This is a genomic window from Streptomyces stoeckheimensis (assembly GCF_045822005.1).
GTDB classification, from domain to species: Bacteria; Actinomycetota; Actinomycetes; order Streptomycetales; family Streptomycetaceae; genus Streptomyces; species Streptomyces stoeckheimensis.
Genome location: NZ_CP169550.1, coordinates 2,847,916 through 2,867,950, shown reverse-complemented (window position 1 = coordinate 2,867,950; position 20,035 = coordinate 2,847,916). Strand labels below are relative to the sequence as shown.

General features: G+C 71.3%; 18 protein-coding genes and 1 riboswitch. Of the genes, 13 read left to right on the top strand and 5 right to left on the bottom strand.

Annotated elements, in window-relative coordinates:
- Positions 1 to 84: 84 nt before the first annotated feature.
- From glyA to gcvT, 3 genes are all read right to left on the bottom strand, one after another.
- Positions 85 to 1,341, bottom strand: coding sequence for a serine hydroxymethyltransferase (glyA, locus tag ACE1OC_RS12820; RefSeq protein ID WP_407837122.1), 1,257 nt, complete (start codon positions 1,339 to 1,341; stop codon positions 85 to 87).
- Between the two features lie 14 nt (positions 1,342 to 1,355).
- Positions 1,356 to 1,736: a glycine cleavage system protein GcvH gene (gene gcvH, locus ACE1OC_RS12815; RefSeq protein ID WP_407837121.1), complete on the bottom strand. Its 381-nt coding sequence runs from the start codon at positions 1,734 to 1,736 to the stop codon at positions 1,356 to 1,358.
- Between the two features lie 108 nt (positions 1,737 to 1,844).
- A complete protein-coding gene (gcvT, locus tag ACE1OC_RS12810; protein WP_250746302.1) occupies positions 1,845 to 2,960 on the bottom strand; it encodes a glycine cleavage system aminomethyltransferase GcvT in 1,116 nt (371 codons plus the stop codon).
- A 184-nt stretch (positions 2,961 to 3,144) separates the two neighbouring features.
- Positions 3,145 to 3,248: riboswitch (glycine riboswitch) on the bottom strand.
- A gap of 179 nt (positions 3,249 to 3,427) precedes the next feature.
- On the opposite strand from gcvT, the gene ACE1OC_RS12805 reads away from it, so the two are divergent.
- The 11 genes from ACE1OC_RS12805 to ACE1OC_RS12755 all read left to right on the top strand — a co-directional run bounded on the left by ACE1OC_RS12805 (position 3,428) and on the right by ACE1OC_RS12755 (position 15,899).
- Positions 3,428 to 4,114, top strand: coding sequence for an AAA family ATPase (locus tag ACE1OC_RS12805; RefSeq protein ID WP_407837120.1), 687 nt, complete (start codon positions 3,428 to 3,430; stop codon positions 4,112 to 4,114).
- A 100-nt stretch (positions 4,115 to 4,214) separates the two neighbouring features.
- Positions 4,215 to 4,925, top strand: coding sequence for an enhanced serine sensitivity protein SseB (locus tag ACE1OC_RS12800; RefSeq protein ID WP_407837119.1), 711 nt, complete (start codon positions 4,215 to 4,217; stop codon positions 4,923 to 4,925).
- A 67-nt stretch (positions 4,926 to 4,992) separates the two neighbouring features.
- Complete coding sequence (locus ACE1OC_RS12795) at positions 4,993 to 5,733, top strand: enhanced serine sensitivity protein SseB C-terminal domain-containing protein (protein WP_389694141.1); 741 nt, start codon at positions 4,993 to 4,995, stop codon at positions 5,731 to 5,733.
- Between the two features lie 474 nt (positions 5,734 to 6,207).
- Positions 6,208 to 7,203 carry an ABC transporter permease gene (locus tag ACE1OC_RS12790; protein ID WP_407837118.1) on the top strand — a complete coding sequence of 332 codons (996 nt, stop codon included), beginning with the start codon at positions 6,208 to 6,210 and terminating at the stop codon, positions 7,201 to 7,203.
- A 102-nt stretch (positions 7,204 to 7,305) separates the two neighbouring features.
- Positions 7,306 to 9,087, top strand: coding sequence for an ABC transporter substrate-binding protein (locus tag ACE1OC_RS12785; RefSeq protein WP_407837117.1), 1,782 nt, complete (start codon positions 7,306 to 7,308; stop codon positions 9,085 to 9,087).
- A gap of 126 nt (positions 9,088 to 9,213) precedes the next feature.
- A complete protein-coding gene (locus ACE1OC_RS12780) occupies positions 9,214 to 10,212 on the top strand; it encodes an ABC transporter permease (protein ID WP_356514684.1) in 999 nt (332 codons plus the stop codon).
- The gene (locus ACE1OC_RS12775; protein WP_407837116.1) at positions 10,209 to 11,330 is read left to right on the top strand and encodes an ABC transporter ATP-binding protein; all 1,122 of its coding nucleotides are present in this window, start codon (positions 10,209 to 10,211) and stop codon (positions 11,328 to 11,330) included. Before ACE1OC_RS12780 ends, ACE1OC_RS12775 begins: the two co-directional genes overlap by 4 nt.
- A gap of 5 nt (positions 11,331 to 11,335) precedes the next feature.
- Positions 11,336 to 12,451 carry an ABC transporter ATP-binding protein gene (locus ACE1OC_RS12770; protein ID WP_407837115.1) on the top strand — a complete coding sequence of 372 codons (1,116 nt, stop codon included), beginning with the start codon at positions 11,336 to 11,338 and terminating at the stop codon, positions 12,449 to 12,451.
- A gap of 273 nt (positions 12,452 to 12,724) precedes the next feature.
- A complete protein-coding gene (locus tag ACE1OC_RS12765; protein ID WP_250746282.1) occupies positions 12,725 to 13,381 on the top strand; it encodes a trimeric intracellular cation channel family protein in 657 nt (218 codons plus the stop codon).
- A gap of 74 nt (positions 13,382 to 13,455) precedes the next feature.
- The gene (locus ACE1OC_RS12760) at positions 13,456 to 14,325 is read left to right on the top strand and encodes a thioesterase family protein (RefSeq protein WP_407837114.1); all 870 of its coding nucleotides are present in this window, start codon (positions 13,456 to 13,458) and stop codon (positions 14,323 to 14,325) included.
- A gap of 410 nt (positions 14,326 to 14,735) precedes the next feature.
- Positions 14,736 to 15,899, top strand: a complete 1,164-nt coding sequence (locus tag ACE1OC_RS12755) for a cysteine desulfurase family protein (RefSeq protein ID WP_407837113.1) — start codon at positions 14,736 to 14,738, stop codon at positions 15,897 to 15,899.
- A 5-nt stretch (positions 15,900 to 15,904) separates the two neighbouring features.
- Here the strand turns inward: ACE1OC_RS12755 and ACE1OC_RS12750 are convergent, their stop codons facing one another.
- Positions 15,905 to 16,591: an N-acetylmuramoyl-L-alanine amidase gene (locus ACE1OC_RS12750; protein ID WP_407837112.1), complete on the bottom strand. Its 687-nt coding sequence runs from the start codon at positions 16,589 to 16,591 to the stop codon at positions 15,905 to 15,907.
- Between the two features lie 70 nt (positions 16,592 to 16,661).
- Here ACE1OC_RS12750 and mnmA point away from each other — a divergent pair, with 70 nt between their 5' ends.
- Positions 16,662 to 17,795: a tRNA 2-thiouridine(34) synthase MnmA gene (gene mnmA, locus ACE1OC_RS12745; protein WP_407837111.1), complete on the top strand. Its 1,134-nt coding sequence runs from the start codon at positions 16,662 to 16,664 to the stop codon at positions 17,793 to 17,795.
- Between the two features lie 138 nt (positions 17,796 to 17,933).
- Here the strand turns inward: mnmA and ACE1OC_RS12740 are convergent, their stop codons facing one another.
- Positions 17,934 to 18,863 (bottom strand): NADP-dependent oxidoreductase, encoded by a 930-nt coding sequence (locus tag ACE1OC_RS12740; RefSeq protein WP_407837110.1) that lies wholly within the window; start codon positions 18,861 to 18,863, stop codon positions 17,934 to 17,936.
- Between the two features lie 152 nt (positions 18,864 to 19,015).
- On the opposite strand from ACE1OC_RS12740, the gene ACE1OC_RS12735 reads away from it, so the two are divergent.
- Positions 19,016 to 19,996 (top strand): GlxA family transcriptional regulator, encoded by a 981-nt coding sequence (locus ACE1OC_RS12735; RefSeq protein ID WP_407837109.1) that lies wholly within the window; start codon positions 19,016 to 19,018, stop codon positions 19,994 to 19,996.
- Positions 19,997 to 20,035 lie beyond the last annotated feature (39 nt).

Below are 20,035 nucleotides of genomic sequence, written 5' to 3'. Positions count from 1 at the left end.
AAGAGGTCGCATCCGCCTGGGGCTTTGGTCATGAAAGGGGCCCGGCCCTGTGCACAACAAGACCGGGCCCTCCCAAGCCGGTGCCTAGAGCGTCGGGTACAGCGGGAACTTCGCGGCGAGCGCCGAGACGCGCGCCTTGAGGTCCTCGGCGTCGTAGGCGGGCTTCAGCGCCTGCGCGATGATCTCGGCGACCTCGGCGAAGGCCTCGGCGTCGAAACCGCGGGTGGCCAGCGCCGGCGTACCGATCCGCAGACCCGAGGTGACCATCGGCGGCCGCGGGTCGTTCGGGATGGCGTTGCGGTTGACCGTGATGCCGACCTCGTGGAGGCGGTCCTCGGCCTGCTGGCCGTCCAGCTCGGAGTTGCGCAGGTCGACCAGGACCAGGTGCACGTCGGTGCCGCCGGTGAGGACGTCCACGCCCACGGCCTTGACGTCGTCCTGGACCAGACGGGCGGCGAGGATCTTCGCGCCCTCCAGGGTGCGCTCCTGGCGCTCCTTGAACTCGGGCGAGGCCGCGACGAGGAAGGAGACGGCCTTGGCCGCGATCACGTGCTCCAGCGGGCCGCCCTGCTGACCCGGGAAGACCGCGGAGTTGATCTTCTTGGCCAGCTCCTGCGTCGACAGGATGACACCGCCGCGCGGACCGCCGAGGGTCTTGTGCGTGGTGGTGGTGACGACGTGGGCGTGCGGGACCGGGTTCGGGTGCAGACCCGCGGCGACCAGGCCGGCGAAGTGCGCCATGTCGACCATCAGGTACGCGCCGACCTCGTCCGCGATGCGGCGGAAGGCGGCGAAGTCCAGCTGGCGCGGGTAGGCGGACCAGCCCGCGACGATCAGCTGCGGCTTGGTCTCCTTGGCGAGGCGCTCGACCTCGGCCATGTCGACCTCGCCGGTCTCGTCGACGTGGTACGGGACCACGTTGTAGAGCTTGCCGGAGAAGTTGATCTTCATGCCGTGGGTCAGGTGACCGCCGTGGGCCAGGTTCAGGCCCATGATCGTGTCGCCCGGCTTGATCAGCGCGAACATCGCGGCCGCGTTGGCCTGCGCGCCCGAGTGGGGCTGCACGTTCGCGGCCTCGGCGCCGAAGAGCGCCTTGATGCGGTCGATCGCGATCTGCTCGACCACGTCGACGTGCTCACAGCCGCCGTAGTAGCGGCGGCCGGGGTAGCCCTCGGCGTACTTGTTGGTCAGGACCGAGCCCTGGGCCTCCATGACGGCGACCGGAGCGAAGTTCTCCGACGCGATCATTTCCAGGGTGGACTGCTGGCGCACGAGTTCGGCGTCGACGGCGGCGGCGACGTCCGGGTCGAGCTCGTGGAGGGGAGTGTTCAGTACAGACATCAGGGTTCCCTGGGTCAGTTGCCGGCGGTGAGCTTGGCGTACTCGTCGACGGAGAGCAGGTCGGCCGGCTCCTCCGTGACGCGCACCTTGAAGAGCCAGCCACCCTCGAACGGAGCCGAGTTCACGAGCGCCGGGTCGTCGACGACGTCCTGGTTGAACTCGACGATCTCGCCGGTGACGGGGGAGTACAGGTCGCTGACCGACTTGGTCGACTCCAGCTCGCCGCAGGTCTCGCCCGCGGTCACCGTGTCGCCCACCTCGGGGAGCTGGGCGTAGACGACGTCACCGAGCGCGTTGGCCGCGAACTCCGTGATGCCGACCGTCGAGACGCCGTCCTCGGCGACCGACAGCCACTCGTGCTCCTTGCTGTAACGCAGCTGCTGGGGGTTGCTCATGACCTGATTCTCCTGGATGCGGGGGAGTGGATACGAACGGTGGTCCTGCTGACCGGCGCGACGCGCCGATGAGCGCCGATGAGCGGCGCGGTGCGGTGCGGTACGGGGCTACTTCTGCCGCTTGTAGAACGGCAGGGCCACGACCTCGTACGCCTCATGCGTACCGCGAATGTCCACGCCGACGCCGGAGGTGCCGGGCGCGGCGTGCGCCGCGTCGACATAGGCCATCGCGATCGGCTTGCCCAGCGTCGGGGACGGGGCGCCCGAGGTGACCTCGCCGACGACCTGGCCGTCGAAGGTCACGGAGAAGCCCGCGCGCGGAACGCGGCGGCCCTCGGCGATCAGGCCGACCAGCTTGCGCGGCGGGTTGGAGGCGGCGCGCTCGGCGGCGGCCTCCAGGGCGGCGCGGCCGACGAAGTCGCCCTCCTTCTCGAACTTCACGACCCGGCCCAGACCCGCGTCGAACGGGGTGAGGGAGGTGGTCAGCTCGTGCCCGTACAGCGGCATGCCCGCTTCCAGGCGCAGGGTGTCGCGGCAGGACAGACCGGCCGGGACCAGGCCGACGCCCTCGCCCGCCTTGGTCAGGGCCTGCCACAGCTCCACGGCGTGCTCGGGGGCGACGAACAGCTCGAAGCCGTCCTCGCCGGTGTAGCCGGTGCGTGCGATCAGCGCGGGCACCCCGGCGACCGTGCCGGGCAGGCCGGCGTAGTACTTCAGCCCGTCCAGGTCGGCGTCGGTGAGGGAGGCGAGGATGCCGGGGGACTCCGGACCCTGCACCGCGAGCAGCGCGTACGCGTCGCGGTCGTCGCGGACCTCGGCGTCGAAGCCGGCGGCGCGCTCGGTGATCGCGTCCAGGACGACCTGGGCGTTGGAGGCGTTCGCGACGACCATGAACTCGGTCTCGCCCAGGCGGTAGACGATCAGGTCGTCGAGGATCCCGCCGTCCTCCTGGCAGATGTGCGTGTAGCGGGCGCGGCCGACGCCGACGGTGGAGATGTTGCCGACCAGCGCGTAGTCCAGGACCTTGACGGCCTCCGGGCCGGTCAGGGTGATCTCGCCCATGTGGGAGAGGTCGAACAGACCGGCCTTGGTGCGGACGGCGTTGTGCTCGTCGCGCTCGCTGGCGTACCGCAGGGGCATGTCCCAGCCCGCGAAATCGGTCATGGTCGCACCGAGCGAGCGGTGCAGCGCATCGAGGGCGGTCAGGCGGGGGGCAGTGCTCATGGGTGTGGCTCCCGGGTCCCAGGGCATGACATGACGAGGAGGAGTTCCTCCCCATCTGTCATCGGAACCTGAGAGGTTCGCCGAGAGTTCCCCGCTTCCAGGGGAAGGCCATCGACTTGCACCTTGGGTGGAACCGTCGCCGGAGCCCTCACGGGCGGTGGCGCGGCTCGCTTTTCAGATCTGCCTCATCCACGCGGTACGGGGCCTGAGAGATTCAAGGGAGGTACTTGCTCCTTCGGCGCCCGGGCACCGCCTTGCGGCGTGCCGGGACTCTCCCGCGCGGATTCAAGCGGCCGGTATGCAGTTAGGTGTCCAGATGGCGCACATCATTGCACGACGTGCGGCCGAATGGGGGAGGGGGTCCGCAAGCGGAGCGGACCCGGAACGGAACCGGCGCCGCCGGATTACCGTCTCTTTACACTCAGGGGGAACGGGTCCAGTGACCCGTATCGGGGGAGGCGATCACTGTGCGGAGATTCGGAGTACTGGCGGCGACGACCACGGGCACCGTCGAGGGCGCGGTGGCCGGGGTGCCGACGCAGCGTGCCCTCGTACGGGATCCGGCGGCGGCCGGGGCGGCGGGGGAGCCCGCAGCCGTACGCGACTTGCGCGGGTCCGAGGGCCCGCGGACGCTCCGCTTCGCCGCCGGGGACGTCGTGGTGGTCTCCGGACTGCCCGGCGGCGGCAAGAGCACCCTGATCAAGCGGGCCGCGGAGGGCGGCGGCATCGACTCCCAGGACGCCCGCGAGCGGTGGGAGCGCCGGATGCCGGCCGCCCTGCCCTACGCGGTGTACCGGCCCGCGGTCCGGATCGCGCACTACTGGGGCCTGTGGAGGGTCCTGCGCTCCGGGGCCCCGGCCGTCGTCCACGACTGCGGTACGCAGAGCTGGGTACGGGCGCTGCTGGCCTCGGCGGCCCGGCGGCGCGGCCGCGCGCTGCACCTGGTGCTGCTGGACACCACCCCCGAGGAGGCCCGGGCCGGGCAGGCCGCGCGGGGCCGGGGCGTCTCGGCGTACGCCTTCGCCCGGCACCGGGGGGCGGTGGCCCGGCTGCTGCGCGAGGCCGAGGCGGGCCGCCCGCCGGCCGGCTGCGCGTCGGTGACCCTGCTGGACCGCCCGGCGGCGTCCCGGCTGACCTCGATCGGCTTCCTCTAGCGGTCGGCCGGCGGTCGGCCGGCGGTCGGCCCCCGGTCGGGGTGTCGCAGGCGCCCGTTAATCTCGGGTCGAGACCAAGGGCAAGCGAGCGGAGACGTACATGTGGCCGGGTAACGAGCTGGAGCAGGTGCTCGGGGCGGCGCTCGGACAGGCGGACGCCGGGGGACGGATCCTCGAGGTCCTCGGGCGGAGCCACCTGTGGATCCCGCTGCCCGGCGGCGTGAACAGCCTGAACCTGCCCACCATGGACATCGACGGCGCCGCCTACGTGCCCGTCTACAGCTCCGAGGAGCAGTTCCGCGCCTGCGCCGGACCCGCCATGGACTTCGCCGTCGCCCCCGCCGTGGACTTCGCCCGCGGCCTGCCCCCGCAGCTCGGCATCGCGGTCAACCCCGAGGGATCCGTCGGCGTGCCCCTGCCCCCGCCGGCCGTCGCGGAGCTCTGCCGCACCGGCCGCAGCCCGCTCGACGGCCCCGCCACCGGCGGCCGGGTCCGGCTCTACGAGCCCGACTGGCAGGAGGACCCGGTCGAGTTCCTGGCCGCCGCCGCGGAGGAGTTCCGCGCCACCGGAGTCGTCGCGGCGGCGCACCGCTGCCTCGCCAGCGTCGAGGGCGGCTCGCCGGAGCTGTACGTCGGGGTCCACCTGCTGGGATGGGAGCCCGGCATGCGAAACGCCCCGATGGACGCGCTGGGGCGGGCCCTGACCCGCGTACCACCGCCCTGGCCGGTGCAGTTGATCCTGCTCGACGCCGCCGAGGACCCGGTCGTCGACTACATACGTGAGCGCGTACGCCCCTTCTACCTGCCGTAGTGACGCTTAAGCTGGTGGCCGACACGCGTGGACGACGGGCGGACGAACAGACGAAGAGGGGTACCGGGTGAGTGCGTCAGGCACGGCCGCGGTCGGGCAGGTCGAGCACATGCTGCGCCAGGTGACTCCGGGGCGCTACGAGAGCTACGAGTCTCTCCTGCACGCCCTGGCCGAGGGACGGCTGTGGATGCTCCTCTGGCAGGGGCGGCCCGGCTCCCCGGAGGCCCAGTACGGCGGCATGGAGGTCGAGGGCCTCGGGTACGCGCCCTGCGTGACCTCCCCGCAGGAGCTGGCCGCCAGCGGCTGGAACCGCGGGTACGAGGTGGTCACCGGCCGGGACATCGCCCGTGCTCTCTACCCCGACCGCTGGGGGCTGTGGCTCAACCCGCACGCCCAGGGCGGCGGCGTCGGCATTCCCTGGGCCGACCTGCGCCGGATCGCCACCGGGCTGGACCGGATGCCGGCCGGCCCGCTGCGGCTGTCCGAGCCCGCCATCGAGCTGCCGCAGTTCTACGGGCTGCTCACGCAGCACGCGCACCGCACGCCCGCCGTCCGCTCGCTGCGCCGCGCCTGGGTGCAGCCCGCGCTGGGGTCCCCGTACCTCGCCGTCGGGCTCGACCTGTACGACGCCTCCGCGCACGCGCTGGAATCCGTGCGCGAGATGATGCGCCAGTCGGTCGGCGCGGTCCCCGAGGGAGTGCCCGTGTGCACGGTCGCGCTCGCGGACGAACACGATCCGGTGGCGATGTGGCTGCGGGCGCAAACCAGGCCCTTCTATGACCGCGAGGGACAGGCGCCCGCCTACTGAGACATCGGTATTCAGCCACCCGAGGCCGCACGGAACAGTCGTTCCGTGCGGCCTTTGCGTTGTCCTGATTTCGACGCTGATGTACGGCCAATAGGCGCGCTAGTGCGCCGAGTTGGGCGCCATGTCCGATTCCGTACCGAACAGGATGTCTTGCTCCGCTGAGATGACAGCGAAGTCCGGATAACGGGAACTCGACCCTCAGATCACGGTTGCGCATCCATTCACCTGCGGGTCTGGCGGCTGATCGAGCGCCCGATGAAGACTCCCCACCCAAGAGCGGGTGAGTCTTCCAAAGGCGAACCCGTCACGGGAACTTCGCCTGTTGTTTCGCACAGCACCACGCGCACCACCAGCACGCCCCGTTCCGCAGCAACACATCCGTACCTCGCACTCCGAGCGCCACTCCGCACCAACGCCGCCACAGCGGCGGGCATGGGCCGGCCCACCCGTCGGCCGAGAGGGGTCCCCACCACGATGACGGCACCACTGCACGACATGAGCGCGGAGACACCCGCACCCGTGTCCGTAGCCGACGTCCCCGCCAAGGCCATCGAAGGCCGCTCGCCCGGCCGCATCGCCTGGATGCGGCTCAAGCGCGACAAGGTCGCGCTGGCCGGCGGTTTCGTCGTGCTCCTGCTGATCCTCGTCGCACTGTTCGCGCCGCTGATCGTCAGCGCGTTCGGCCACCCCCCGGAGGAGCTGCACGAAGACCAGCTGGACCCGTTGCTGGGCCTGCCCGCCGGTGACTACGGCGGCATCAGCAGCGACTTCCTGCTGGGCGTCGAGCCGGTGAACGGCCGCGACGTGTTCAGCCGCATCATCTACGGCGCCCGCATCTCCCTGCTGGTCGCCTTCCTGTCCGCCTTCGTGGCGGTCTCGCTGGGCACCTTCTTCGGCATCGTCGCCGGCTACTTCGGCGGCTGGGTCGACGCGGCCATCAGCCGGGTCATGGACCTGCTGCTGGCCTTCCCGCAGCTGCTCTTCATCATCGCGCTGGTCTCGGTCGTCCCCGCCAAGCTCTGGGGCTTCGAGGGATCGGGCCTGCGGATCGCCGTACTGGTCCTGGTGATCGGCTTCTTCGGCTGGCCCTACATCGGCCGCATCGTCCGCGGACAGACCCTGTCGCTGCGCGAACGGGAGTACGTCGAAGCCGCGCGGAGCCTGGGCGCCGGGCGGATGTACATCCTCTTCCGCGAGCTGCTGCCGAACCTGGTCGCCCCGATCACCGTCTACGCGACGCTGATGATCCCCACCAACGTGCTGACCGAGGCCGCGCTCAGCTTCCTGGGCGTCGGCGTCAAGCCGCCCACACCGTCCTGGGGCGAGACCCTCTCGACGGCCGTGCGGACCTATGAGGACGATCCGCTCTTCATGATCTTCCCCGGCATGGCGATCTTCATCACCGTGCTGGCCTTCAACCTCTTCGGCGACGGCGTCCGCGACGCCCTCGACCCGAAGGGCTCCCGTTAGCCGTCCCAGCAGGTCATCCCGCAGGGCACCCGTAGGTCAGAACCGCAGGGCACACCGGAACCCGGCTTCGAACCGGAATCACAACGGAGGGTTGCGAGCATCGTGACTACCCATCGCATGTCCAAGCGCAGGCTCGTCGCCGGCACGGCCGTCGTGCTCGCGACGATGCTGTCCGCGACCGCCTGTGGCGGAGACGACGGCAAGGCGAAGACGGAAGACAAGCCGGCCGCGGCGGGCGGCTTCAACGCCGCCATCGGCAAGGTCGCCAACGCTTCGACCAAGGCGGGCGGCGAGCTGAAGTTCGTCGGTACGCAGGAAGCCGACTCGTGGGACCCGCAGCGCGGCTACTACGGCTTCATGTGGGACTTCTCCCGCTACTACGCCCGCCAGCTCGTCAGCTTCAAGGCGGAGCCGGGCTCCAAGAGCACCGAGCTCGTCCCCGACCTGGCCACCGCCAACGCGGAGATCAGCGACGGCGGCAAGACCTACAAGTACACCCTCAAGGACAACGTGACCTGGGAGGACGGCACCCCCGTCACCGCCCAGGACGTGAAGTACGGCATCGAGCGCACCTGGGCCCAGGACGTCATCTCCGGCGGCCCGGTCTACCTGATGCAGGTCCTCGACCCGAAGACCGAGTACCCGGGTCCGTACAAGGACACCAGCCCGGACAAGCTCGGCCTCAAGGCGATCGAGACCCCGGACGCGAAGACCATCATCTTCAAGCTCCCGCAGCCCAACGGCGACTTCGAGCAGATGCTGGCCATGCCGGCCGCCAGCCCGGTCAAGCAGGACAAGGACACCGCGGCCAAGTACGGCCTCAAGCCCTTCTCCAACGGCCCGTACAAGATCGACTCGTACGAGCCCAACAAGAGCATGAAGCTCTCGCGCAACACCGCCTGGAAGGCCGAGTCGGACACCATCCGCAAGGCGCTCCCGGACACCATCTCGGTCACGTTCATGGCGAACGCGGACGACATGGACAAGCGCCTGATGAACGGCGAGTTCGACCTGGACATCAACGCGACCGGCATCGGCCAGGCGGCCCGCGCCACCGCGCTGAAGGACCACAAGGACAACCTGGACAACGGCCAGACCGGCTTCATCCGGTACGCCGTGATGCCGCAGACCGTCGCGCCGTTCGACAACATCGAGTGCCGCAAGGCCGTCATCTACGCGGCCGACAAGAAGTCCCTGCAGACCGCCCGCGGCGGCCCGCAGGCCGGTGGCGACATCGCCCCCAACATGCTGCCGCTGGGCATCAAGGGCGCTGACGGCAAGTACGACCCGTACGAGGTCCTGAAGAACGACGGCAAGCCGAACGTCGAGAAGGCCAAGGCCGCCCTGAAGGCCTGTGGCAAGGAGACCGGCTTCAAGACCACCATCGCGGTCCGCAACAACAAGCCGGTCGAGGTCGCCACGGCCGTCTCCCTGCAGAACGCCCTGAAGCAGGTCGGCATCGAGGCCGACGTCGACCAGTTCGACGGCGCCCAGACCTCCGGCATCATCGGTTCGCCGAAGGTGGTCAAGGAGAAGGGCTACGGCATCATCATCATGGGCTGGGGCGCCGACTTCCCGACCGGTCAGGGCTTCTCCCAGCCGCTGGTCGACGGCCGCTTCATCCTGCAGAGCGGCAACAACAACTTCTCCGAGCTCAACGACCCGGCGATCAACAAGCTGTTCGACGACGCCATCGCGGAGACCGACCCCAACAAGGCCGGCGACATCTACAAGCAGATGAACCAGAAGGTCTCCGAGGCCGCGGTCTACCTGCCCTTCGTCTACGACAAGACGATCTCGTGGCGCAGCAGCCGCCTGACCAACGTCTACACGTCCGACGCGTACAACGGCCGGTACGACTACGCCTCGCTCGGCGTCCAGTAGACAAACCGTCCGATTCAGTTCCAGTGCCACACCCGCTAGGCACGAAGGGCAGGTGATGGCCGCGGCGGCGGCTCGGGGGCGCTCTCCAGAAGAGGGCGTCCCCGGGTCGCAGCCAGGCCGAGCGCAGTGCTTGCATATCTCATCCGGCGGATCTTCGCCGTCATCGTCATGCTGTTGGTCATCTCGCTGGTGACCTTCGGAATCTTCTTCCTCTTCCCGAAGATGATCGGGACGGACCCGGCCCTGTACTTCGTCGGCAAGCAGTCCGACCCCGCCGCCATCGAGGGCATCCGGCAGAAGATGGGTCTCGACGACCCGATCCTCGTCCAGTTCGGCAAGTTCGTCGTCGGGCTGGTGGCGGGTCGTACGTACGCCAACGGCAACGACGTCACGCAATGCGCCGCGCCCTGCTTCGGCTACTCCTTCAAGACCGAGCAGGAGGTGTGGCCGCTGCTGACCGACTGGCTGCCCGTCACCCTCTCGCTCGCCGCCGGTGCCGTCGTGCTCTGGGTGATCGGCGGTGTCGCCGCCGGCGTCATCTCCGCCCTCAAGCGCGGTACGGTGCTGGACCGTTCGGCGATGGGCCTCGCCCTCGCCGGCGTCTCCCTCCCCATCTACTTCACCGGCATGCTCGCCATCGCCTTCTTCTCCGACCAGCTCGGCTGGTTCGGACGGCCGGAGAAGACCTTCGCCGAGGACCCGGGCACCTGGTTCAACGGCATGGTCCTGCCGTGGATCTCGCTCGCCTTCCTCTACGCGGCGATGTACGCGCGGCTCACCCGCGCGACCATGCTGGAAGTGCTCAACGAGGACTACATCCGCACCGCGCGCGCCAAGGGGCTGACGGAACCCGTCGTCATCGGCAAGCACGCGATGCGCTCGACCATGACGCCGATCCTGACCGTCCTGGGTCTCGACCTGGGCGCGCTGATGGGCGGCGCCGTCCTCACCGAGTACACCTTCTCGCTGCACGGCCTCGGCTACAGCGCCGTCCGCGCCATCAGCGAGCACGACCTGCCGGTCATTCTCGGCATCACCTTGATCTCCGCCTTCTTCGTCGTCGCGGCCAACCTCGTCGTCGACCTCTTGTACGCGGTGATCGACCCCCGAGTGAGGCTGTCATGACCGATTCGACGACGCCCGCCGTGACGGGCGCACTGAACGAGCCCGTCGCCACCGGCGCGCCCGGCACCGCGTTCCTCGACGTACGCGACCTCAAGGTCCACTTCCCCACGGAAGACGGCCTGGTCAAGTCCGTGGACGGACTCTCCTTCACGCTGGAGAAGGGCAAGACCCTCGGCATCGTCGGCGAGTCCGGCTCCGGCAAGTCGGTGACCTCGCTGGGCATCATGGGCCTGCACCGGGTCGGCCAGTACGGTCGCCAGCGGGCCCGGATCTCCGGCGAGATCTGGCTCGACGGCAAGGAGCTGCTGTCCAGCCCCGAGGAAGAGGTCCGCAAGCTGCGCGGCCGGGAGATCGCGATGATCTTCCAGGACCCGCTGTCGGCGATGCACCCCTACTTCACCGTCGGCAAGCAGATCTCCGAGGCCTACCGGGTCCACCACAAGGTCGACAAGAAGGTCGCCCGCAAGCGGGCCGTCGAGCTCCTGGACCGCGTGGGCATCCCCGAGCCGCACAAGCGGGTCGACAGCTACCCGCACGAGTTCTCCGGCGGCATGCGCCAGCGCGCGATGATCGCGATGGCGCTGGTCAACAACCCCGAACTGCTCATCGCGGACGAACCCACCACCGCCCTCGACGTCACCGTCCAGGCGCAGATCCTCGACCTGATCCGGGACCTGCAGAAGGAGTTCGGCTCCGCGGTCATCATGATCACGCACGACCTCGGCGTGGTCGCCGAGATGGCCGACGACCTCCTCGTGATGTACGGCGGCCGGTGCGTGGAGCGCGGCAGCGCGGAGAAGGTGTTCTACGAGCCCCGCCACCCGTACACCTGGGGCCTGCTCGGCTCGATGCCGCGCATCGACCGGGAGCAGACCGAGCGCCTCATCCCGGTCAAGGGCTCGCCGCCCAGCCTGATCAACATCCCGAGCGGCTGCGCCTTCAACCCCCGGTGCCCGTACGCCGACCTGCCCAAGGGCGATGTCACGCGGACCGTACGGCCCGAGCTGTCCCTCGTCGACACCTCCGCGGAGGGCGCCGGCCGCCACTGGGCCGCCTGTCACCTCTCCCCGGAGCAGCGGGACCGGATCTGGACCGAAGAGATTGCGCCGAAGCTGTGACCGACATGACTGTGCCCGACAACGACAAGCAGGACCAGGCCGTGGTCACCGTCCCGGCCCAGGCGGTGGACTCCCCGGAGCCGCTGCTCAGGGTGACCGGACTGGTCAAGCACTTCCCCATCTCCAAGGGGCTGCTGCGCCGCCAGGTCGGGGCCGTGAAGGCCGTCGACGGCATCGACTTCGAGGTCTATCCCGGTGAGACCCTCGGCATCGTCGGCGAGTCCGGCTGCGGAAAGTCGACCATGGGCCGGCTGATCACCCGGCTGCTCGAACCGACCGGCGGAAAGGTCGAGTTCGAGGGCAAGGACATCACGCACCTGAGCGTGTCCGGCATGCGCCCGATGCGCCGCGACGTGCAGATGATCTTCCAGGACCCCTACGGCTCGCTGAACCCGCGGCACACGGTGGGCACCATCGTCAGCGCCCCGTTCAAACTCCAGGGAGTCCAGCCCGAGGGCGGCCTCAAGGCGGAGGTCCAGCGCCTCCTCTCCCTGGTGGGCCTCAACCCGGAGCACTACAACCGCTACCCGCACGAGTTCTCCGGCGGTCAGCGCCAGCGCATCGGCATCGCCCGCGCACTGGCCCTGAAGCCGAAGCTCGTCGTGGCGGACGAGCCGGTCTCGGCCCTGGACGTCTCCATCCAGGCCCAGGTGGTCAACCTGCTGGACGACCTCCAGGAGGAGCTCGGCCTCACGTACGTGATCATCGCCCACGACCTGTCGGTCATCCGGCACGTCTCGGACCGCATCGCGGTGATGTACCTCGGCAAGATCGTCGAGCTCGCGGACAACAAGTCCCTGTACACGGCGCCCATGCACCCGTACACCACGGCCCTGATGTCGGCCGTCCCGGTGCCGGACCCGCGCCGGCGCGGAGCGAAGAGCGGCCGCATCCTGCTCAAGGGCGACGTCCCTTCGCCGATCTCCCCTCCCTCGGGCTGCCGCTTCCACACCCGGTGCTGGAAGGCGACCCAGGTCTGCACCACGCAGGAGCCCCCGCTCATCGCGCTGAAGACCGGCCACCAGGTGGCCTGCCACCACCCGGAGAACGCCCCGGACCAGGCCCCGGGCGACCCGGCCCTCCCGGGCGCGTCGGACGCCGTGGCGGCGCCGACGGACTGAGTGCCACCCCGGGCGGCGCCGGCCACACGCGGCGCCGCCGGGGGAGCTCCGGCCCCGCCCGGGGAACATCGCCGCCGCCGGGCAAAATCAGCGTCGCCGGCGTTTGAGGCGCGGGGGTTCGGGGGCGGAGCCCCTGACGGCGGCGCCGCACCCGGCCACGGTCCGCGGCCCCACGGGGTGCAGCCCCGACCCGGCAGGGCCCGCCACCCCCTCGGAGCCGTGGCCGCGCCACACACGTTCGAGCACGCCGCAGGCGACCGGCACAATGAGCCCGTGCTCCACGATCTCTTCCCGCCCGGAGTCCAGCACGGCCTGGACCTCGCGGGCATCTTCGTCTTCGCCACGGCCGGCGCCCTGCTCGCCGTACGCAAGAACTTCGACGTCTTCGGCATCGTCGTCCTCGCGCTCGTCACCGCCCTCGGCGGCGGCCTGTTCCGCGACATCGTCATCGGCGCCACCCCCGCCGCCGCCTTCAGCGATCTCGGGTTCTTCGTCACGCCGCTGATCGCCGCCGCGTTCGTCTTCTTCCTGCACCCCGAGGTCCAGCGCATCAACCGGGCCATCAACGTCTTCGACGCGGCCGGCCTCGGGCTGTTCTGCGTGACGGGCACGACCAAGGCGTACGAGTACGGTCTGGGCCTCACCGCCTCGGCCGCGCTCGGCGTGGCGACCGCCGTCGGTGGTGGCGTCCTGCGCGACGTCCTCGTCAACGAGGTGCCCTCGCTGCTGCGCGACCGCGAGATGTACGCCGTGCCGGCCCTCGTCGGCGCCTCGATGGTGGCGCTCTTCATCAGCTTCGACAACCTGAACGCCGTCACGACGGCCCTGGCGATCGTCACCACCTTCGTCCTGCGGCTGCTGGCCATGCGCTATCACCTGCGGGCGCCCCTCGCGTGGAACCGCCGCTCGTCGGTGGCGGAGGAGCCGTAGGCGCGGGGGCACCGTAGTGGCCGCCACATCAGGCAAAGCTACCGCTTAGTAGGGACCGGGTGTACGGTCGTTCCATGTCACACGCAGCTGCCAAGGCCTCCATCGGCGACAGCGAGTTCGACCGCGACACCACCGTCACCGCCCGTGCGGGCGAACCCGGTGTGTACGACGCGGACCTCTCCGCCGGGTGGACGATCATCACCGCCGTCAACGGCGGCTACCTCCTGGCCCTCGTCGGCCGCGCCCTGTCGGCGGCCCTGCCGCACCCGGACCCCTTCACGGTCTCCGCGCACTACCTGACCTCGTCGGTCCCCGGCCCCGCCGTGATCCGCACCGAGGTCGTACGGGTCGGCCGCACGCTCTCCACCGGGCAGGCCTCGCTCTTCCAGTTCGACGAGAACGGCGCCGAGATCGAGCGGATCCGCGTCCTGGCCTCCTACGGGGACCTCGCGGCGCTCCCGGACTCCGTCCACACCACGGCCCTCCCTCCCGTCATCCCCGCCTACGAGGACTGCCTCGGCCCCGAAGCAGGCCCGGCCCCGATCCCCGGCAGCTCCGCGATCGTGGACCGGCTCCGGCTGCGCCTGGACCCGGCGACGGCCGGCTGGGCCGTCGGACAGCCCTCGGGCAAGGGGGAGATGCGGGCCTGGTTCGAGCTCGCGGACGGCCGCGACGCGGACCCCTTCTCCCTGCTCCTCGCGGTGGACGGGCTCCCGCCGACCTCCTTCGACCTCGGCCTGATCGGCTGGACCCCGACGGTGGAACTCACCACCCACATCCGCCGGCGTCCGGCGCCCGGTCCGCTCCGCGTCTCGATCACCACGCGGAACCTGGCGGGCGGCTTCCTGGAAGAGGACGCGGAGGTCTGGGACTCGGCGGACCGCCTGGTGGCCCAGTCCCGCCAGCTGGCGAGCGCCCCGCGCGTAGTGGCCACGCCCTCTTAACGCGCTCCTCGCACCGCTGCGCGGGCTTCGTGGCGCTGCGCCGGATTCCATCCGCCGGCGGCTGGTCGGGGCTGCCGCCACCGCCGTCCCGGCGCGGGGCCCGGTGGGCGGGTGCGGTTGGTTCGGCCCTGCGGGGCGAGGTCCCCTACCCGCCCTTCGCCCGTTCCCCGGGGCGGAGCCCCAGGGTCTTTCCGGGTCCGGGCAGCGCCCGGGGAACGGTGGAAGGGCGGGTAGGGGACCTCGCCCCGCGCAGCGGCGCAGTGACGGGTCCGGCCCCGCGCACGGCGCGGCCGTAGCGCGCCGGGTCAGGCCGGAACGGCAGGCCGTCGCGCGCCCGGGGGCTTCGTCGGCGGGGTGTGAGGCCCCGGCGGGGGAGCGGGGGTGCGGGGGACTCGTAGAATCGGGGGATCATGGCCTACCTCGACCACGCCGCCACCACCCCGATGCTGCCGGAGGCCGCCGCGGCGATGACCGCGCAGTTCGGCGTCACGGGCAACGCGTCCTCCCTGCACGCCGCCGGCCGCCGCGCCCGCCGCACCGTCGAGGAGGCCCGCGAGGCCCTCGCCGACGCGCTCGGGGCCCGTCCGAGCGAGGTGGTCTTCACCGCCGGCGGCACGGAGGCCGACAACCTCGCCGTCAAGGGGCTCTACTGGGCCCGCCGCGACGCCGATCCCGCCCGGACCCGCGTCCTCGCCAGCCCCGTCGAGCACCACGCCGTCCTCGACGCCGTGCACTGGCTCGCCGAACACGAGGGCGCGCAGGTCGAGTACCTGCCCGTGGACCGCTACGGGCGCGTGCACCCCGAGGCCTTCCGCGAGGCGATCGAGCGGGGCCCCGAGGACATCGCGCTGGCCACCGTCATGTGGGCCAACAACGAGATCGGCACCGTCATGCCGATCGCCGAACTGGCCGCCGTCGCAAGCGAGTCCGGCATCCCGCTGCACTCCGACGCCGTCCAGGCCTTCGGCCAGCTCGACGTCCGCTTCGGCGACAGCGGCCTGGCCGCCATGACGGTGAGCAGCCACAAGGTCGGCGGACCGTACGGGATCGGCGCGCTGCTGCTCGGCCGCGACCAGACCCCCGTACCCGTCCTGCACGGCGGAGGCCAGGAGCGGCACGTCCGCTCCGGCACCCTCGACGTCCCGGCCATCGCCGCCTTCGCGGTGGCCGCCGTACTCGCCGCCGAGCGGCGCGAACGGTTCGCCACCGAGATCGGCGCCCTGCGCGACCGGCTCGTCGCCGCCGTGCTTCGCGAGGTCCCCGACGCGGTCCTGGGCGGCGACCCGGCCGGCCGGCTCCCCGCCAACGCCCACTTCAGCTTCCCCGGGTGCGAGGGGGACTCCCTGCTGCTCCTGCTCGACGCCCAGGGCATCGAGTGCTCCACCGGCTCCGCCTGCACGGCCGGCGTGGCGCAGCCCAGCCACGTGCTGCTGGCCACCGGCACCGACCCGCGCCTGGCCCGGGGAACCCTGCGGTTCTCCCTCGGCCACACCTCCACGCAGGCCGACGTGGACGCGGTCGCCGCCGCCATCGGCCCGGCCGTGGCCCGCGCGCGCACGGCGGGACTCAGCTAGGCCGTCTACGCCTTCTGCGGGCCCGCGGCGCCGGCCTCGTTGACCATGCGGAGGTAGCGACCCCAGTCCCAGTGGCGGCCCGGGTCCGTGTGGTCGGCTCCGGGCACCTCGGAGTGGCCGAGGAAGTGCTTGCGGTCGGCGGGGATCCCGTACCGCCTGCAGACGTCCGCGGCGAGCCGCGCCGAAGCCTCGTACATCGCGTCCGTGAAGTCCTGCGGCCGGTTCACGAAGCCGACGTGCTCGATGCCGACGCTGCGCTCGTTCATCGAGCGGTTGCCCGAGTGGAAGGCGACGTCGAGCTCGCGCACCATCTGCTCGATGTGCCCGTCCTGGCCGACTATGTAGTGAGCCGAAGCCCGGTGGAACGGATTCTTGAAGGCGTCCACCGAGGACTTGAAGCCGCCCTGGGTGACATGCACCACGATCCGGTCCACCCGGTAGTCGGCGGGCCGGTCCGCCAGCCGCCAGTTCGCCGGAGAGGCCGCCGTCCAGGAGGCCCCCGCGTGGTCCAGCTCGCCGTCCTTGCGCGGCTTGGACACCCCCGGCACCAGCCACCAGGCCTGCCCGAGCTCATCGCGCCCGGCGACCGCCGCGGCCGTCACCACCCCGAGCCCGCCGAACAGCACCGCCCGGCGGGTCCGTCCGGGCCGCCCCTTGTTGCCCGTACCGCCCTTGTCGCTCTTGCTCCCCATGGTGATCCACCCCCTGCCACCGACAACGCGCTGTGACCCCGCGCGGTTCCCCCGTACCCTGGACGGTGCTATGACTGAGAACCTGCCGAGCGTCCCCCGCCCCCTCCGCGTCCTGGCCGCCATGTCCGGCGGTGTGGACTCCGCCGTCGCCGCCGCCCGCGCGGTCGAAGCCGGGCACGACGTGACCGGCGTCCACCTCGCCCTCTCCGCGAACCCGCAGTCCTTCCGGACCGGAGCCCGCGGCTGCTGCACGATCGAGGACTCCCGCGACGCCCGCCGCGCCGCCGACGTCATCGGCATCCCGTTCTACGTCTGGGACCTCGCCGAACGCTTCCGCGAGGACGTCGTCGAGGACTTCATCGCCGAGTACGAGGCCGGACGCACCCCGAACCCCTGCCTGCGCTGCAACGAGAAGATCAAGTTCGCGGCGCTGCTCGACAAGGCCCTGGCCCTCGGCTTCGACGCCGTCTGCACCGGCCACTACGCCACCGTCGTCCTGAACGAGGACGGCACGCGCGAGCTGCACCGCGCCTCCGACATGGCCAAGGACCAGTCGTACGTCCTCGGCGTCCTCGACGAGAAGCAGCTCGCCCACGCGCTGTTCCCGCTCGGCGACACCCTGACCACCAAGGAAGAGATCCGCGCCGAGGCCGAGGAGCGGGGCCTGGCCGTCGCGAAGAAGCCCGACAGCCACGACATCTGCTTCATCGCCGACGGCGACACCCAGGGCTTCCTGGCGAACCGTCTCGGCAAGGCCGAGGGCGACATCGTCGACGAGGCCACCGGCGAGAAGGTCGGCACCCACGAGGGCGCCTTCGGGTTCACCATCGGCCAGCGCAAGGGCCTGCGGATCGGCCACCCGGCCCCCGACGGCAAGCCGCGCTACGTCCTCGACATCTCCCCGGTGAACAACACCGTCACGGTGGGCCCGGTGGAGGCGCTCGACGTCACCGCCCTCACCGCGATCCGCCCCCGCTGGTGCGGCTCCACCGCCGCCGCCCCGGGCACGTACACCGCGCAGCTGCGCGCCCACGGCGGTGAGACCGAGGTCTTCGCGGAGCTGGTGGAGGGCGAACTGCGCGTCCGCTTCACCGAGCCGGTCCGCGGCGTGGCCCCCGGCCAGGCGATCGTCCTCTACGACGGCACCCGCGTGGTCGGCTCCGCCACGATCTCCGCGACCACCCGGGCGACCGCGGGGGTCTAGGTCCAGGACCCGTCGGGGCCGCTCCGGCGGCCCCGGTCGGCCCGTCCGGTCGGCCCGTCCGGTCGGCCCGTCCGGTCGGCCGGCCGGCGGTCAGCCCGTCCGGCCGTCCGCCGGTCTGGCCGTCCCCCGGTCCGCCGCTCAGACCACCGTCAGGACGATCTTGCCGGTGGTCCGGCCCTGCTCGCCGATCTCGTGGGCCTTCGCGGCCTGCGACAGGGGCAGGACCGTGTCGACGACCGGGCGGAGGCTGCCTTCCGAGACCAGTGCCGCGATGGCCTTCAGGCCCGCGTGGTCCGGCTCGACGAGGGTCCAGCCGGTGTGGAAGCCCTCCGTGCCGGTGGCCGGGACCTGGTCGGGGCCGTTCAGGGTGATCAGGTGCCCGCCGGGGCGCAGCACCTTCAGCGAGCGCGTCCCGTAGTCGCCGCCGATGGCGTCGATCACCACGTCGACCTCCTCCGTCACCGCGTCCTCGAACGCGGTGGTCCGGTAGTCGATCAGCTCGTCGGCCCCGAGCGAGCGGAGCACCTCGTGCTTGGCGGCGCTGGCGGTGCCGATCACGTACGCCCCGAGGGCCTTGGCGATCTGAATGGCGAAGTGCCCCACGCCGCCCGCCGCCGCGTGCACCAGGACCCGCTGCCCGGCCCGGAGGCCGGCGGTGTCGGTGAGCGCCTGCCAGGCGGTGAGAGCTGCCAGCGGGAGCGCCGCCGCCTGCACGTGGTCGATCTCGGCGGGCTTGCGGGTGAAGTGCCGGGCCGGGGCCGTGACGTACTCGGCGTAGGCGCCGGCCTGGTGCGGGAAGCGCGGCATGCCGAAGACCTCGTCGCCCGGCCGGAACATCGTCACGCCGGCGCCGACGGCCTCGACCGTGCCGGACACGTCCCAGCCGACGGCCGGGACGGTCCCCCAGGGGATGAGGGCGCCGGAGGCCCGGGTCTTCCAGTCCACCGGGTTCACCCCGGCCGCGTGGACCCGTACCTGGATCTCGCCCATGCCCGGCTCCGGGCGGTCCAGCTCGGTCTCGGTCAGTACCTCGGGTCCGCCCCACTGGCTGACGACGATGGCGCGCATGAATGTCTCCCTGATCGTGCTCGGTCTGCTGTCCGGATCTGCTGTCCGGATCTGCTGGCACCTGCCGGTTTCCCCGGCCGATGGCACCAGCTTGGCCCCGTGCCGACCCGCGTGGTGGTGGCCGAATGGCCACCATGTGACAGAATCTGGCCATGCACCGTGTAGCCGTACTCGCCCTCGAAGGCGTCGCCCCGTTCGAGCTCGGCATGCCCTCGCGGGTCTTCGGGAACGCCCGGGGCGAGGGCGGGAGCTTCCTGTACGAGGTCACCGTCTGCACCCCGGACGGCCTGCCCGTGGCGACCGACGCGGGGTTCACCATCGGCGTCAGCGCCGGGCCCGAGGCCCTCGCGGCGGCCGACACCGTGATCATCCCGCCCACCGGCTCTTTGCCGGGTCTCCTGCGCGGGGAGCCGCTGCCGCAGGCCCTCGCCGACGCCCTCGCCCGGATCCGTCCGGGCACGCGCATCGTGTCGATCTGCACCGGCTCCGAGGTGCTCGCCGCCGCCGGGCTGCTCGACGGCAGGCCCGCCACCACCCACTGGGTCCACGCGCCGGAGTTCCGGCGCGCCTTCCCGCGGGTCGCGCTCGACGAGGACGTCCTCTTCGTCGACGACGGCGACATCCTCACCTCGGCCGGGGTCGCCGCCGGCATCGACCTGCTGCTCTACCTCGTCCGCGCCGACCACGGCAGCGCCGTCGCCAACCTCGCCGCGCGGCTGTGCGTGGTCCCGCCGTGGCGCGACGGCGGGCAGGCCCAGTACATCGTCCGGCCCGTCCCCGAACCCACCGTCGCCACCACCACCGCCACCCGGGCCTGGGCCCTGGAACGCCTCACGGAACCGATCGCCCTGGCGGAGCTGGCCGCCCACGCCCGGATGAGCCTGCGCACCTTCACCCGCCGCTTCCGCGACGAGGTCGGCATGACCCCGGTGCAGTGGCTCACCAGTCAACGCCTGGAAGTGGCACGCCAGTTGCTGGAATCCAGCGACCTCCCCGTCGACCTGGTCGCGCACCGCTCCGGCTTCGGCTCCGCGAACTCGCTGCGCCAGCACATGCGTTCCGCGCTCGGCATCTCCCCGATCGCATACCGGCGCATCTATCAGCCCAACTCCTCTGTACTTGCGCACCATTGATGCTCCGTCAGGACATCGGCATACTGCGTGGCCCTGCAG